Origin of the sequence: Salinicola sp. JS01, from assembly GCF_030284585.1 — a bacterium.
In the GTDB taxonomy this organism is placed as follows: domain Bacteria; phylum Pseudomonadota; class Gammaproteobacteria; order Pseudomonadales; family Halomonadaceae; genus Salinicola.
Genome location: NZ_CP127244.1, coordinates 287,305 through 301,302, shown reverse-complemented (window position 1 = coordinate 301,302; position 13,998 = coordinate 287,305). Strand labels below are relative to the sequence as shown.

The window sequence follows — 13,998 nt, the reverse complement described above, 5'->3', positions numbered from 1 at the left end:
ACCCGTGACTCACTCCACCTCTTCGCGCCGCCTGCCGCGCCTGTTCGTCAGCAAGCTGGCCCACTTCGCCAAGAAACTGGTGCGCCTGTTCACGCGCCCTGTGCGCCGCGACAGCGGCCGCGGCGGGGTCGTGGTGCACCCGTTCCGCGGCTACGGCTCGCAGCGCGAAGCCTTCATCATGGGGCGCGTGTTCCGCCAGCCGGGGCGCCTGCTGGCGTGGCAGGAGGGCGGCATGATGCAGGATCTGGTCGATATCGCCCGCCGCGTTGTGCGCCGCGGCATCGCCGAGGCGCAGGTCGACATTCGGCTCGGCGCCACCCACGCCTCGGTGACCACCGACCGTGACGGCTACTTCTACGCGCATATCGACATCACCCACAGCCTGCCCGGCGATGCGATCTGGCACACCGCCAAGCTGCAGGTACTCTCCGAGGCGGATGCGATCAGCACCGAGACCGAAGTCTATATCCCGCCGACCAGCACCGACCTGATCGTGATCAGCGACATCGACGACACCGTGATGTACACCGGGGTCGCCAACAAGCTCAAGATGCTCTATCGGCTGTTCGTCGAGAAGGCCGACCAGCGTACCGCCTTCCCCGGCGTCGCCGCGCTCTACCGCGCGCTCTACGGCGGTATCGAGGGCAATCGCAAGCGCCCCATGCTCTACGTCTCGCGCGGGCCCTGGAGTATCTACGAGATGCTCGAAGCGTTCTTCAACATGAACCGCATCCCGGTCGGGCCGATCCTGTTCCTGCGCGAGTGGGGCATGACCCTCAAGCGCCCGTGGCCGCGCAAGGCCGAGGAGCACAAGTCGAATGTGATCCGCAACATGCTGGCACTCTACGATGACCTGCCCTTCGTGCTGATCGGCGACAGCGGCCAGCACGACCCGGAGGTCTACACCGAGATCGTCAAGGCGCACCCGGAGCGGGTCCGCGCGATCTACATCCGCAAGGTAGACGACGACCCGGCGCGCGACGCCGCGATCGCTGCCCTGGCCGAGGAGCTGCGTCAGGCCGGCTGCGAGCTGGTGCTCGCCCGCGACAGCGTGGGCATGGCCGAACACGCCCACGCCAAGGGGCTGATTTCGGAGGAAGGATTGGACGCCGTGCGCGCCGATACCCGCGCCCAGCAGCAGCGCGAGTGAACCGCTGCGGCGACGCGTTGACACCGCCACCGAGTCGATTCGTCAGGTGTGGGGCGAGCAGGCCACCAGCGCGTCGATATCGCCCGCGACGATGTGCTCCAGATGTTGCGTGATCTTCTCGATGGGCCAGTCCCACCAGGCCAGCGCCTCGAGCCTGGCCACGTCTTCCGGCGCGAAGCGCTGCTTGATGGGTTTGGCCGGGTTGCCACCGACGATGGTGTAGGCCGGCACATCGGAGACCACCACGGCGCGCGAGGAGACGATGGCGCCATTGCCGATGGTGACCCCGGGCATGATCAGTGCGTCGTAACCGATCCAGACATCGTTGCCGATGACGGTGTCGCCCTTGAACGGCAGATCCCCCGCTTCGGGCATGACCTTTTCCCAGCCATTACCAAAGATCTGGAAGGGATACGTGGAGATACCCGAAAGCTTGTGATTGGCCCCATTCATGATGAATGTCGCACCGCGCGCGATGGCGCAGAACTTGCCGATGACCAGCTTGTCGCCGATGAACGGGAAGTGATAGAGGACGTTGCGCTCAAAATCCTCCGGCGCTTGCGGGTCATCGTAGTAGGTATAGTCGCCGACGATGATATTCGGATTCCGCACGGTATTCTTGATGAAGCAAACCTGCGGAAACCCCTCCATGGGGTGCCTGGTGTCGGGATTCGGACCGTTCAAGGTTTCTCCAACGAGTTTTTCCAGCGCGTTGCTCCAACGCGTTTCCCCAACCCTAGGGGAGCAGCCTCAGCCTGCCGCGGAGCGTCGAAGCGCGCTGTCGTTGTCGGGCCGGCGTCGCACCGCCGGCCCAAGGGCCCCTGCCCGGCAGCGGCTGATCAGGCCGCGCGGCCCGAGCCGATATCCGCCACCAGCGCCTTGAGCACCTGCCAGAACTCCTCGACCGAGGCGATTTCGGTGCGCTCGGTGGGCGAGTGGGCGCCGCGGATCACCGGGCCGAAGGAGATCATCTCCAGCTGCGGGTACTTGCTGCCGATGATGCCGCACTCGAGCCCGGCGTGGATCACCTTGACCGCCGGTTCCTGACCCAGTGTCTCCTGATGCAGGCGCTTGAAGCGCGCCAGCAACGCGCTGTCGGCACTCGGCGTCCAGCCAGGGTAGCCGTTCTCGACCCGAGTGCGCGCGCCGATCAGCCCGAACAGCGCGGTGAAGCGGTCAGCCAGATTTTGCGTGGCGCTATCGCGCAGCGAGCGCACCAGCGCGCAGAGGTGGAAACGCCCGTTCTCCAGCGTCACCACGCCGAGGTTGTTGGAGGTCTCGACCACGCCCGGCACTTCCACGCTCATGCGCTCGATGCCGTAGGGCGCGGCGTGCAGCGCCGCCACCAGCAGGTCGGTGGCGGTGTCGGTCAGCGCCTCGGCGTCGTCGCAGGAGAGCTCGCCCGGCGAGAGCGTCAGGCTGACGCCGTCGTCAACGCCGGCCAGCTCGTCGCGGTAGAGCGCCTGCAGCTCGGCCAGGGTCGCTTCCAGTGCCGGCAGATGGCTCTCGTTGACCACGATGGTGGCGAAGGCTTCCCGCGGCAGGGCGTTGCGCAGGGTGCCGCCATGGTAGTCGACCAGACGGATGTCGTACGCCTCCAGCGCCCGCAGCGCGCGCACCAGCAGTCGGTTGGCGTTGCCGCGCTCCTTGTGGATATCGACCCCGGAGTGGCCGCCGACCAGGCCGGTGAGCGCCAGACGCCGCATCACCTCTTCCTCGTCGCAGCCGCGCATCGGCAGGTCGGCGTCGATCACCACGTCGGCGCCGCCGGCGCAGCCGATATAGACCTCGCCGCGATCCTCGGAGTCCAGGTTGAGCAGATAGCGCCCTTCGAGCCAGCCCTCCTCGAGGCCGAGCGCGCCCTTCATCGAGGTCTCTTCTTCCAGCGTGAACAGCGCCTCGATCGGACCGTGGGCGATGTCGTCGGTTTCCAGGATCGCCAGCGCAGCGGCCACGCCGAGACCATTGTCGGCGCCCAGGGTGGTGCCGCGGGCGTGCAGCCAGCCATCTTCGACGTAGGTGTCGAGCGGGTCGTTGAGAAAGTCATGGGGGCGGTCGGCGTTGGCCTGGGTGACCATGTCCAGATGCCCCTGGAGGATGATCCCCGGGACCGACTCGCAGCCAGGCGTGGCCGGCTTGCGGATGCGCAGGTTACCGCTGCTGTCGCGATCGTGAGCGAGCCCCTGGGCATCGGCCCACTGCTCCAGCGTTTCCACCAGCCGGGCTTCGTGCCCCGAGGGCCGCGGCGTGTTGCACAGGGTACGGAAATGCCGCCAGACGGGTTCGGGAGAGAGCGTTAACAGATGATCGTTCATGTCGATTCCGGCCTCGCCGACACCCGCAGGCGGCGGCAGGCTTGCAACGGTGATGGAAGAGAAAGGCCCGGCCCGCAGCGCGGCGGGCGGCCTGTTTCAGTGTGCCAACACCTTACTCGCCCGGCGCCGGCTTGACCATATCGCCGCCTTCACCGGCCGCCGCGAGCAGGCCGCGGGCAAGCGCCCGGGCGCGCGCCTGGCGCCCGCGCCGGCCATCGTCCGAGAGGCGTTCGTCATGGCCCTGGAACAGCGCCGCCACCGCGCTGGCAATGGCTGCCGGCGTGCCCAGCGCGGCGGCGACATCACTGCCCTGCACGCTTTCCTCCGGGGTATCCGCCAGCGCCGACTCACCACCCGGGTCAGGCTGGTGACGCCACCAATCGAGCCACGCCTGACGCAGCCAGGGCCGCACCAGGGCCAGCTCGCCCCCACCCTCCGCGAACCAGACCAACCGCGCCCTGAGGGCGTTGGAGGTCGGCCCGGGCTCGCCTTCCCAGAGCAGTGACGCCGCCACCTCGGGGTCGAGATCCCGCGCCGCCTGGCTGAGCAGATCCGGCAGCAGCAGACGGAAATCCGCCGCCATGGCGGCCAGCGTAGCCCGCGCCGCAGGCGTCAGCCCCCGCCCCAGCATCAGCGCCGGCTCGCCGCTGGCCGCCTCGCGGGTCAACCCCAGGCGCAGGGTCACGAATCCGGCGCGGCGCCAGAAGGCGATCAGCCCCGGCTCGGCGCCGAAGCTCACACCGAGGCGTTCGATGCCTGCCGCCGTGGCAGCTTCTTCCACCGCGGCGAGCAGCTGGCTGCCCACCCCGCGGCGGCGCAAGGCCGGATGCACGGCGATACGCATGAGCCGCCACCAGCGCGCGCGCGCGGCATCAAGATGGCCGCCATGAAAGGCCAGCGACTGCGCCATCAGGTGCCCTCGCGGGCGGCGTCTGCCGTGGTGGATCTCCGCGGCCAGGGCAGCGTCGAAGCCCCCCTCCGGCTGGACTACGGCGATCGCCACCAGCGTCTCGCCCAGCATGACGGCCGGCAGCGCGACCTCGGGGCCGTCGAGCAGATGGCGCAGATCGCTGGGCGCCGTGCGGTAGTGGGCCTGGACCAGTAGCCCGAACGCCTGGGTCAGCAGTGCGGCATTCGACGCCAGCGCCTCGCGGTCGAGCCAGACCACGCGCGGCGCGTGGTGCTCGGCGCTGGCCGCCACCGTCTCGGCGCTCGCGGCCTCGGCATCGAGACACAGCAGATCCCGGGTCAGCGCCTCCAGCGGGTCGCCCTCGGCCCAGCGCACCGGCTCGCTCAGGCGCAGCCGCCGCCAGCCCGGCGTCAGTTGGTCGAGACGCTCGCGCAGGCGCACCTCGAAACCGCGCCCGGTGCCTTCGTAGCCGTGCACCGTGGTGGCAAAGGCAAGCCGCGGAAAGCGTTCGAGCCAGCGGATCAGGCGGGCAGCGGGGATCGCCGCCGCTTCGTCCACCAGCAGGGTCGGCGGCGCGTGCGGGTCGATCTCTGCACCCTCGAGCGCGGGTAGCACCCGCTCCGGCGCCAGCCAGGTGACCTGCGCCGGCCGCCCCGCCAGGGTCAGGGTGAAGCCCGTCTCATCCACGCGGCCTTCTGGCAGCAGCGCCGCGAGGCGCGCGAACAGCGGCGCCACCGCCTCGCGGGTGGGAGCGCTCACCCATAGCTGCCGCTCGCCCTGCTGCAGCCGGCGCGCCGCGGCGATCCCCAGGGCGGCGCTCTTGCCGCGTCCGCGGTCGGCGACTAGCACCAGCGGCCGGCGCCGACGCAGCCGGGTCAGCCGCGCCACCGCCTCGGCCTGATCGGCGGTGAGACAGTCGGCGTCTCTGCTCGCCGGTGTCGATGTCTGCGCCTGTGCCGGGTTGCCCGCCGATGGCGTCGGCGCGCCCGCCCGCGGTAGTGCCGCGTCGGGCTTCCACACCGCCATCGATTCCGCGGCCAGCAGCCCGCGCGCCACCCGGCGCAGATAGCGCGCCTTCAGTGTTTCCGCCGCGTGGGGCCACTGGGTCAGGCGGCGGTAGTCGGCGTCCCCCCGCCACGGCCCCGCCTCGGGCGTGAGCCAGTGTGCCGGGGTCAGCAGCACCAGCCAGCCGCCGGCGAGGACGGTGCCGCTGAGCGCGCCGAAGGCGTCGGGATCGAAACCGCCCTGGGGCGAGACGGCATCGATGACCACCAGGTCGTGCTCCTGGCCCAGCCGCGAGCGCGCCTTGGCCGCCGCGAGCCGGGGGATGCCGGGCGCGTTCTCGTTGACCGGACCCAGCCACAGCGGCGCGCGCCAGTCGCCGGCGGCGATCCACTCGCCGGCTCGCGCCAGCGCCGATTCAGGATCGGCGGCGATCCACAGCACTCCGCGCACCCGGCGGGCACGCAGCGCCTCACGCTGCTCTCGTAGCCACTCGGCCAGCGGGCTCACGTCTTTCTCCAAAGAGATCGCCTATCCAAAGAGATCCCCTATCCAAAGAGATCGCCGAGGTCGGGTTTGAGCGTGGGGCAGAAGCGCGCCAGCACCAGCGCCAGGGCCACGCCGCCCAGGGTCAGCAGTATCGGCAGCCAGCTGAAGGCCACCCCGGAGGAGACATAGAGGTAGAGAAAGAACAGCGACATCACGCCGCCGCCGAGCAGCCGCCCGGCACGGACGCCGGCCAGGTAGACGCTGACCAGCACGCCGAGGCAGGGGATCAGCACGCTGCACAGGTTGATCACGAACTCGCGCCCGGACGCGGCGACACCGGGCAGCAGCAGGCGCGCGGCCAGCTCCCACACCACCAGATAGATCAATACCGGTGCGGCGAAGGCGCCGATCAGGCGCGACACGGTACGAACGGGCTCGTCGGCGCCCGGCTTGGGCGGTTGCGGGGTCTGCATCATCGGCTTCCAGAACGGGTTGGCAAAGGCGGCGCGGCCATCGCGGTCACGCCACCGACAGAACTGGCGCTATTGAAGCATCCACGCCGCGCGCCTGCATCTCCCCCGCCCTGCCTCAGTGCTCGATGCGCTTGAGCAGCAGCACCAGCGGCACGCTGATCAGGTAAAGACAGCCCATCCACAGGAAGATGTCGTTGTAGGCGAGCACCTGGGTCTGCACGCCGATCCGCTGGCCGAGCATCGCCACGGCGCTGTGGTAGGGGTCGGCGACATGGCCCATCAGCATCGACTGATAGTTGGCGATCTGCTGCTGGACCACGACCCGCCCCTGGTCGAGCGCCGGGATCAACTGGTTCCAATGGTAGTCCTCACGCCAGTCGCGCACGGTATCGAGCATGGCGAGCCCGACCGCACCACCCAGGTTGCGCATCACGCTAAAAAGCCCCGCGGCATTGCCCAGCTCCGCCGGCCCCAGGGTGCCCAGGGCGATACGCGAGGCGGGGATGATGCACATGATCATGCCGGTGCCGCGCACGATCTGCGGCCAGAAGAACTGCCAGAAGCCCGACTCGCTGGTGAGATTCGAGTTCATCGCGGTGCCGATGCCCACCAGCAGCAGGCCGAAGAAGAGCAGCACGCGCAGATCGACCGAGTTGGTCAGCCGCCCCACCACCGGGGCGGTGAAGAACATCGCCACCCCGGTGACGAACATCACCTCACCGATCTGCAGGCTCGAGTAGCCGCGCACGCCGCCCAGAAACAGCGGCATCAGATAGACCAGCCCGTACATGGCGATGCCGACGACGAACACCAGCCCGGTGCCGACCGAGAAGTTAAGGTTCTTGAACGCGCGCAGATCGACGATCGGATGCTCACAGGTGAGCACCCGCCAGAAAAAGCCGATGCAGGAGGCCACGCAGAGCAGCGTCATCCACACGATCAGCTCGCTCGAGAACCAGTCGTCGCCGGGGCCCTCTTCGAGCACGAACTCGAGGCTGCCGAGGAACAGCGCGATCAGGATCAAGCCGGTGAAGTCGAGCCGCTTGGCGACGCTGGCATCGCCTTCGTCGACGTCGAGAAAACGCCACACCGCCAGCGTCACGAAGATGCCGGGAATCACGTTGACCAGGAACAGCCAGTGCCAGCTGAAGATCTCGGTGAGATAGCCGCCCACGGTGGGACCAATCGACGGCGCCAGCGTCACCACCATGCCGATGATGCCCTGCACCGTGCCCATCGCCCGGCGCGGGAACAGCGAAAAGCTGACCGCCTGGGTCAGCGGGATCATCGCCCCGCCCATGAAGCCCTGGATCGCACGCAGCACGATCAGCTGATCGATGCTGGTGGCCAGCGCGCAGCCGAGGCTGGCCAGGGTGAAACCGGCGCACGAGATGACGAAGGCGACCCGGGTCGAGAGCCAGCGCATCAGTACCCCGGAGAGCGGGATCATGATGATCTCGGCGATCAGGTAGGAGGTCTGGATCCACGAGATCTCGTCGCTGGAGGCGGAAACGCCGGCCTGGATCTCGTTGAGCGAGCTGGCCACGATCTGGATGTCGAGGATCGCCATGAACATCCCGAACACCGCCGCGACGAAACCGAAGCGGTGGTGCCAGGAGGGCATCTCCTGCGGGCCGCCGTTGGCGGGTGGCGCGACCTCACTCATGCCGCGTCACTCCTCACGGGGCGCTGTCTTCGAGCGCGGGGCCCGGATCGAAGTAGATCGCCTGGCCGTCGACCTGGCGCGTATCCACCGAGGGCACCACCGAGAGCCCCGCCTGCAGCCGCCACAGCTGATCCTTGGGGCCGGTGATACGGATCTTGACCGGCACCCGCTGCACGATCTTGTTGAAGTTGCCGGTGGCGTTGTCCTGCGGCAGCAGACTGAACTGGGTGCCGGTGGCCGGCGCCACGCTGTCGACCTTGCCGGTGTAGGCGATATCCGGGTAGGCATCGACCTCCAGAGAGACCGGCTGGCCCACGCGCATGCGCTCGATATCGGTCTCCTTGAAATTGGCCACCACGTAAGCGCTGGAGACCGGCACCAGCTGCATCAGGGTCAGCGACGGCTGGGCCAGGTCGCCGGCCTCCACCGTGCGGTTGCCGACCACCCCGGTGCGCGGGGCGACGATGCGGGTCTTGGCGAGCTGGTTCTGGTAGTAGTCGATATCGGCCTGGGCGGCATCGCGCTGGGCCTGGGCGCTCTCCACCGCGGCCTGGTCGGCGCTCAGCCGGCGCTTGGCCGACTCGACGCTGGCCCGGCGCGCGGACAGGGTGGCCTGGGCCACGCGCAGCGAGGCGCGGTCGTCGTCGAGCTGCTGACGCGAGGCGTAGTTCTTCGACGCCAGCGACTGCGAGCGTTCGAGATGCTGGCGCGCCTGGGCGACGTCGGATTCCGCCGCGCTCACCTGCGCCTGGGCTTCATCGATACTGGCGCGGTCGAGTTCGATCTGGCGCTGGGCCTGGGTCACACCGGCGGCGTTAACCGCGAGCTGAGCCTGGGCCTGGGCCAGTTGGCTGCGGGTGTCGCGATCATCGAGCTGGACCAGCAGCTGGCCCGCCTCGACGCGCTGGTTGTCGGTCACCGCCACCCGCGCCACCTTGGCCGTGAGTTCGGCGCGCACCGCCACGCTGTCGGTGTGTACGTAGGCGTTGTCGGTGCTGACGAAGAAGCGCCCGGTGTGCCACCAGTGCCACGCGAACACCAGCGCGACGACCGCCAGCACCAGGATCGCCGCCGCCGTATAGAGCTTTTTCTTGATCTTCATGCGTTGATCTTCATGCCTTTGACTGGGAGCCGGAGACACGGCTATTTGCCGGAGACACAGGCGCGACTAAAGTGTAGTGTATGCTACACTATCTTTCGTAAAACGCCACCGTGATCGCGTTACGGCTGGCAACTCACTCGATGCCTTCACCGCTCATCCAACGAGGCCTCCGCCAGCGCCATGCCGTCATCCGATGCTCCCCGCACGCTCACGCCCACCACCGAGCGCGGTCTCAAACGCCGCGACGCACTGATGGACGCAGCCCAGAAGCTGTTCCTCGAGCGCGGCTACGGTCAGGTCAGCGTCAACGACATCGTCGCCGAGGCGGGCGGTTCACTCTCGACCCTCTATCGCCACTTCGGCAGCAAGGAGGGGCTGTTCCAGGCGATGATCGAGCGCCGCTCCCACCACCTCTACGAAGCGCTCTCCGCCGAGGGTGTCGACGGGCTCGCGGTCGAGGAGGCGCTACAGCGCCTGGGCGTCACCCTGCTGACCAAGGTCACCGACTGCGAGACCCTGGGCATCTACCGTGAAGTGGTGGCGGAGAGCCCGCGGCAACCCGAGCTCGGCCAGCTGTTCTACGCCGCCGGGCCGGGCCGCGTGCGTCAGGCGCTGGCCGCCTATCTCGCACGCCAGATGCGCGCCGGACGCCTGCCCCAGGGCGACGCCGCCGAACTCGCCGGCATCTTCCTCGGCTCGGTGCTCGGCGAGCTGCATCTGACCCAGCTGCTGCAACTGGAATCGCCGCCTTCGCAGGCGGCGATCGAGCAGCGCGTGGCGCGCTGCGTCTCCCTTTTCGTCGGCGGGTTGCGCTACCCCGAAGCGTGATCGGCAAGCAGCGCTTCGATGGTCACCGGCAGGTCGCGGTAACGCTTGCCGGTGGCGTGATAGAGCGCATTGGAGATCGCCGGCGCAATGCCGGTGAGACCGATCTCGCCCACCCCGCGGGCGCCGAACTCGTTGAACTTGAAGTCCGGGTAGTCGAGCAGCTCGACGTCGATCTCGGGGATGTCGGCGTGTACCGGCACGATATAGTCGGCCACGTTGGCGTTGATCAGCCGGGCGTCGCGCGGGTCGTAGTCGAGCTTCTCGAACAGCCCCATGCCGATCCCCATGACGATGCCCCCTTCGACCTGGTTGCGCGCCGTGGGCGGATTGATCGCGCGGCCGATATCCATGCTCGATACCACCCGTGCCACCCGCACCCGCGAGATGCCCGGATCGACGCGCACCTCGACGAAGTGGGCACCGAAAGAGCGGAAGCTGTACTGCTTCTTCTCCTCCCCCGGGGCGCTGCTGCCCTGACCGTTGACGCTGGACAGACGCATGCCCTTGAGCACCTCGGCAAAGCTGTGGCTGCGTTGGCCGTCACTCAGCGCGCCCTCGGCCACCGTCAGGCTGTCGGCATCGACCCCGGCAAACACCCCACCGTGGCCGGTCGCCACCTCCTTGAGCGCGCTCAAGGCATCGCGGACCGCCGCCGCCACCGCCGGCAGCGTGGTTGCAGTGGCCATCGAGCCCCCGGAGAGCGGCCCTGTCGGCAGGCTGGTCTCGCCCAGTTTGACCTCGATGTCAGCCACGGCGACGCCGGTCAGCTCGGCCACCGTCTGGGCCACGATGGTGTAGGTGCCGGTGCCGATGTCCTGGGTGCCACAGGCCGCGAACAGGGTGCCATCGGCGCGCAGCTCGACCCGCGCCTGACACGGCTGGCGCCCGGCGAACCAGGTGCACGCGGCCATGCCGTAGCCGATGATCTCGTCGCCGTCGCGCATCGCCCCGATGCCCGGGTCGCGCTGGGCCCAGCCGAAGCGTTCGGCGGCGCTGTGCAGGCACTTGTCGAGCTGCTTGCTCGACCACGGCAGGCCGCTCTCAGGGTCTTCGTGGGCGTAGTTGCGCAGACGCAGCTCGACCGGGTCCATCTCGAGCGCCACCGCCAGCTCGTCCATCGCGGTCTCCAAAGCGAAGATGCCGGAGACCTCGCCGGGCGCGCGCATCGGGCAGGGCGTGCCGTGGTTGAGCGCCAGGATGCGCTGGCTGACCGCCAGGTTGTCGCAGGCGTAGAAGCTCGGCGTGGCGCTGCCGCAGGCGTCGACGTAACGATCCACCAGCGAGGTCTCGGTGGTGGAGTCATGGATCACCGCGTTCAGGCGGCCGTCGCGATCCGCCCCCAGCCGCAGGCGCTGGCGCGAGGCGGGACGGTTGCCGCCGCCGGTCATGTCCTGGGCCCGCGGCAGTACCAGCTTGAGCGGACGTCCGAGCTCGCGCGCGGCACCGGCAGCGGCCACCGCGTGGGGCCACATGAACAGCTTGTTGCCGAAGCCGGAGCCGATGTAGTGGGAGATGACCTCGATGTTCTCCTGCGCCAGATCGAAGATCCGAGCCATGGCGTTGCGCTGGTAGAACACCCCCTGACTCGACTCGTGCACCACCAGCCGGCTGCCGTCATCGCGCCACTCGGCCAGGGTGGCGTGCATCTCCATCTGCAGGTGGCTCTCGGCGGCGATGTGATAGACCGCATCGATCTGCACCTCAGCGCCGGCGAACGCGGCTTCCGGATCGCCGCGGGTGGTTCCTGAGTCTTCCAGCAGCTCGCCTTCGGTGTGGCTGTCGTGGGCACCATCGAGCAGGCTGGATATCGCCCCGGTCTCCTGGCGGTAGCGGGCCACCACGCGCTGAGCGGCGGCACGGGCCTGGGCGAAACTCTCCGCCACCACCAGCGCGACGTACTGGCCGTGATAGTAGATGCGCTCGTCCTCGAACGGCAGGCGCACCTCGCTCACCTGATCGCCATGCCCCATGCTGTTGGGCGAGCGGTGCAGGCGGGGGAAGTTGGCGTGGTGGAAGATATCGACCACCCCGGGCATCGCCAGCGCCTCGTCGAGGTCGAGGCGCTCCAGGGTGCCGTGGGCGATGGTCGCGCCGACCGGATAGCCGTAGAGCATGCCTTCGACGCTGAGTTCGCCGGTGTAGCCGGCACGGCCGGTGAGCTTGAACTCGCCGTCGATACGCGGCGTGCGCTGGCCGACGACCTTGGGCTGGGCGAGTGTCGACTGGGTCAGATCGTTCATGCCTGGCTCTCCTGGGTGTCGGTGCCGCCCTGGCGGGCGGCGCGGGTGGCATCGCGCAGGGCGCGTACGATCGCCTGCTTGGCCAGGTCGACCTTGAAGGCGTTGTGGGCGAGCGGCCGGGCGTCGCGCAGGGCGATCTCGGCGGCGCGTTCGAAGCTCGCCAGCACGGCCGGCTGGCCGGCCAGGGCGGCCTCGGCCTCGCTGGCTCGCCACGGTTTGGTGGCGACGCCACCGAGGGCGAGCCGGGCCTCGGTGATGCGCTCGCCATCCAGCTTGAGCTGCACCGCCGCCGAGGCCAGCGCGAACTCGTAGGAGGCGCGGTCACGCAGCTTCAGATAGTGCGACCCCGCTGGCGCCAGCGGCGCATCGAGAGTCAGCGGCGCGTCTAGGGTCAGCGCGGTGATCAGCTCGTCCGCGGCGAGGTCGTGCTCGATGTGCGGGGTATCGCCGGGCAGCCGATGGAAATCGGCGAACGCCACTTCGCGCTCGCCCGCCGGCCCTTCGAGGGTCAGGGTGGCGCCGATGGCGGCCAGCGCCACGCACATGTCCGACGGGTGCACGGCGATACAGTCGGCACTGCCACCGAGCAGCGCGTGCATGCGGTTGATACCGTCACGGGCATCGCAGCCGCTGCCCGGCTGGCGCTTGTTGCAGGCGCTGCCGACATCGCGGAAGTAGGGGCAGCGAGTGCGCTGCATGAGGTTGCCGGCGGTGGTCGCCATGTTGCGCAGCTGGGTCGAGGCGCCCGCCAGCAGTGCCTGGGAGAGCAGCGGGTAGTCTCGCGTCACCTCCGGGTGATGGGCGAGATCGGTATTGGTCACCAGCGCCCCGATCCTGAGTCGGCCATCCGCCAGCCGCTCGACCGTCTTCAACGGCAGCGCGTTGATATCCACCACCGCCGCCGGGCGCATGACGTCGAGCTTGACCAGATCGAGCAGGGTGGTGCCGCCGGCGACGAAGGCGGTCTCGGCGTTGCCGTGCTGCGCGGCGTTGCTGACGCTCTCGGCGCGGGAGAAGTCGAAGGCTCTCATGGGGTCCCCTCCCTGCCCGGCTCGTGGCGTCGTGGGCCAAGGTCGCACGCGCCTGCTGGATCGCTGTCAGAATGTTCTTGTAGGCGCCGCAGCGGCAGATATTGCCGCTCATCGCCTCTTTCACCGCGGCGTCGTCGCTGCCGATGCGTGGATCATTGAGCAGCGCCGTCGCCGACATCATCTGCCCCGGGGTGCAGTAACCGCACTGGAAGGCATCACAGGCGAGGAAGCTCTGCTGCACCGGGTGCAGTTCGCCTTCCCGCGAAAGCCCCTCCACCGTGGTGACGTGCTGGCCTTCACACATGACCGCCAGCCGCAGGCAGGCGTTCATCGCCTGGCCGTCGACGTGCACGGTGCAGGCGCCGCACTGGCCTTGGTCGCAGCCCTTCTTGGTACCACCGAGGCCGAGCTGCTCACGCAGTACGTCGAGCAGTACCGCGTTGGGGGCGACCTCTAGCGAGATCGGCTGCTGGTTGAGGGTGAAGTTGACGTTCAGGGTCGGCGCGGGGGGCCCGCGCCGGGTCGGGGAATGCACGGAATCGTCCATCTTGCCGGCTCCTCATCGGTGATCGAGGCGCGGCCACAGTGCGCGTCACTGCGCGCGGCCACGCCCCGCGGTCTGGGGCGACTCACGTGAACGCCACGGCTTGGGCCAGGCGGCACCGCCGCCGCGCTGGCGGGCGCCGGGCACACTGCGGCCGGGAACCAATGGGTGTCACGGGAATCCATGCAGGGCGGGGCGCTGTCAGGACGCCGTCGCCGTGTCGACTGATCAGCATAGACACCCGAGCG

General features: G+C 68.9%; 10 protein-coding genes and 1 pseudogene. 2 read left to right on the top strand and 9 right to left on the bottom strand.

Going from position 1 to position 13,998, the window contains the following annotated elements; all coding sequences use genetic code 11:
- Positions 1–4 precede the first annotated feature (4 nt).
- Positions 5–1,150 carry an App1 family protein phosphatidate phosphatase gene (locus QO259_RS01550; protein WP_233076861.1) on the top strand — a complete coding sequence of 382 codons (1,146 nt, stop codon included), beginning with the start codon at positions 5–7 and terminating at the stop codon, positions 1,148–1,150.
- A 42-nt stretch (positions 1,151–1,192) separates the two neighbouring features.
- On the opposite strand, the gene QO259_RS01545 is transcribed toward QO259_RS01550, so the two are convergent.
- The 6 genes from QO259_RS01545 to QO259_RS01520 form a co-directional block, all read right to left on the bottom strand.
- Positions 1,193–1,834: a Vat family streptogramin A O-acetyltransferase gene (locus QO259_RS01545; protein ID WP_285951542.1), complete on the bottom strand. Its 642-nt coding sequence runs from the start codon at positions 1,832–1,834 to the stop codon at positions 1,193–1,195.
- A gap of 155 nt (positions 1,835–1,989) precedes the next feature.
- Entirely contained in the window at positions 1,990–3,465 is a 1,476-nt protein-coding gene (locus QO259_RS01540) for an aminoacyl-histidine dipeptidase (protein ID WP_285951541.1), read from the bottom strand.
- Positions 3,466–3,577: 112 nt separating this feature from the next.
- Complete coding sequence (locus QO259_RS01535; protein WP_285951540.1) at positions 3,578–5,887, bottom strand: tRNA(Met) cytidine acetyltransferase TmcA; 2,310 nt, start codon at positions 5,885–5,887, stop codon at positions 3,578–3,580.
- 38 nt (positions 5,888–5,925) lie between these two features.
- Positions 5,926–6,339: a hypothetical protein gene (locus tag QO259_RS01530; RefSeq protein ID WP_285951539.1), complete on the bottom strand. Its 414-nt coding sequence runs from the start codon at positions 6,337–6,339 to the stop codon at positions 5,926–5,928.
- 115 nt (positions 6,340–6,454) lie between these two features.
- Positions 6,455–8,005: a DHA2 family efflux MFS transporter permease subunit gene (locus QO259_RS01525; protein WP_285951538.1), complete on the bottom strand. Its 1,551-nt coding sequence runs from the start codon at positions 8,003–8,005 to the stop codon at positions 6,455–6,457.
- A gap of 13 nt (positions 8,006–8,018) precedes the next feature.
- Positions 8,019–9,107, bottom strand: a complete 1,089-nt coding sequence (locus QO259_RS01520) for an HlyD family secretion protein (protein ID WP_285951537.1) — start codon at positions 9,105–9,107, stop codon at positions 8,019–8,021.
- Between the two features lie 180 nt (positions 9,108–9,287).
- Between QO259_RS01520 and QO259_RS01515 the strand changes: the two genes are divergently transcribed.
- Positions 9,288–9,935, top strand: coding sequence for a TetR/AcrR family transcriptional regulator (locus QO259_RS01515; RefSeq protein ID WP_285951536.1), 648 nt, complete (start codon positions 9,288–9,290; stop codon positions 9,933–9,935).
- Here QO259_RS01515 and QO259_RS01510 read toward each other — a convergent pair.
- From QO259_RS01510 to QO259_RS01500, 3 genes and pseudogenes are all read right to left on the bottom strand, one after another.
- The gene (locus QO259_RS01510) at positions 9,920–12,175 is read right to left on the bottom strand and encodes a xanthine dehydrogenase family protein molybdopterin-binding subunit (protein ID WP_285951535.1); all 2,256 of its coding nucleotides are present in this window, start codon (positions 12,173–12,175) and stop codon (positions 9,920–9,922) included. The two genes, QO259_RS01515 and QO259_RS01510, sit on opposite strands and share 16 nt — an antisense overlap.
- Positions 12,172–13,206: an FAD binding domain-containing protein gene (locus tag QO259_RS01505; RefSeq protein WP_285951534.1), complete on the bottom strand. Its 1,035-nt coding sequence runs from the start codon at positions 13,204–13,206 to the stop codon at positions 12,172–12,174. Before QO259_RS01505 ends, QO259_RS01510 begins: the two co-directional genes overlap by 4 nt.
- 115 nt (positions 13,207–13,321) lie before the next feature.
- A pseudogene (locus tag QO259_RS01500) lies at positions 13,322–13,753 on the bottom strand ((2Fe-2S)-binding protein); the annotation flags it as partial.
- Positions 13,754–13,998 lie beyond the last annotated feature (245 nt).

Bases quoted from the DNA above. Each gene is read 5' to 3' on its own strand.
- QO259_RS01525 (WP_285951538.1), bottom strand. From the start codon at position 8,005: ATGAGTGAGGTCGCGCCACCCGCCAACGGCGGCCCGCAGGAGATGCCC.
- QO259_RS01530 (WP_285951539.1), bottom strand. From the start codon at position 6,339: ATGCAGACCCCGCAACCGCCCAAGCCGGGCGCCGACGAGCCCGTTCGT.
- QO259_RS01540 (WP_285951541.1), bottom strand. From the start codon at position 3,465: ATGAACGATCATCTGTTAACGCTCTCTCCCGAACCCGTCTGGCGGCAT.
- QO259_RS01505 (WP_285951534.1), bottom strand. From the start codon at position 13,206: ATGAGAGCCTTCGACTTCTCCCGCGCCGAGAGCGTCAGCAACGCCGCG.
- QO259_RS01515 (WP_285951536.1), top strand. From the start codon at position 9,288: ATGCCGTCATCCGATGCTCCCCGCACGCTCACGCCCACCACCGAGCGC.
- QO259_RS01520 (WP_285951537.1), bottom strand. From the start codon at position 9,107: ATGAAGATCAAGAAAAAGCTCTATACGGCGGCGGCGATCCTGGTGCTG.
- QO259_RS01510 (WP_285951535.1), bottom strand. From the start codon at position 12,175: ATGAACGATCTGACCCAGTCGACACTCGCCCAGCCCAAGGTCGTCGGC.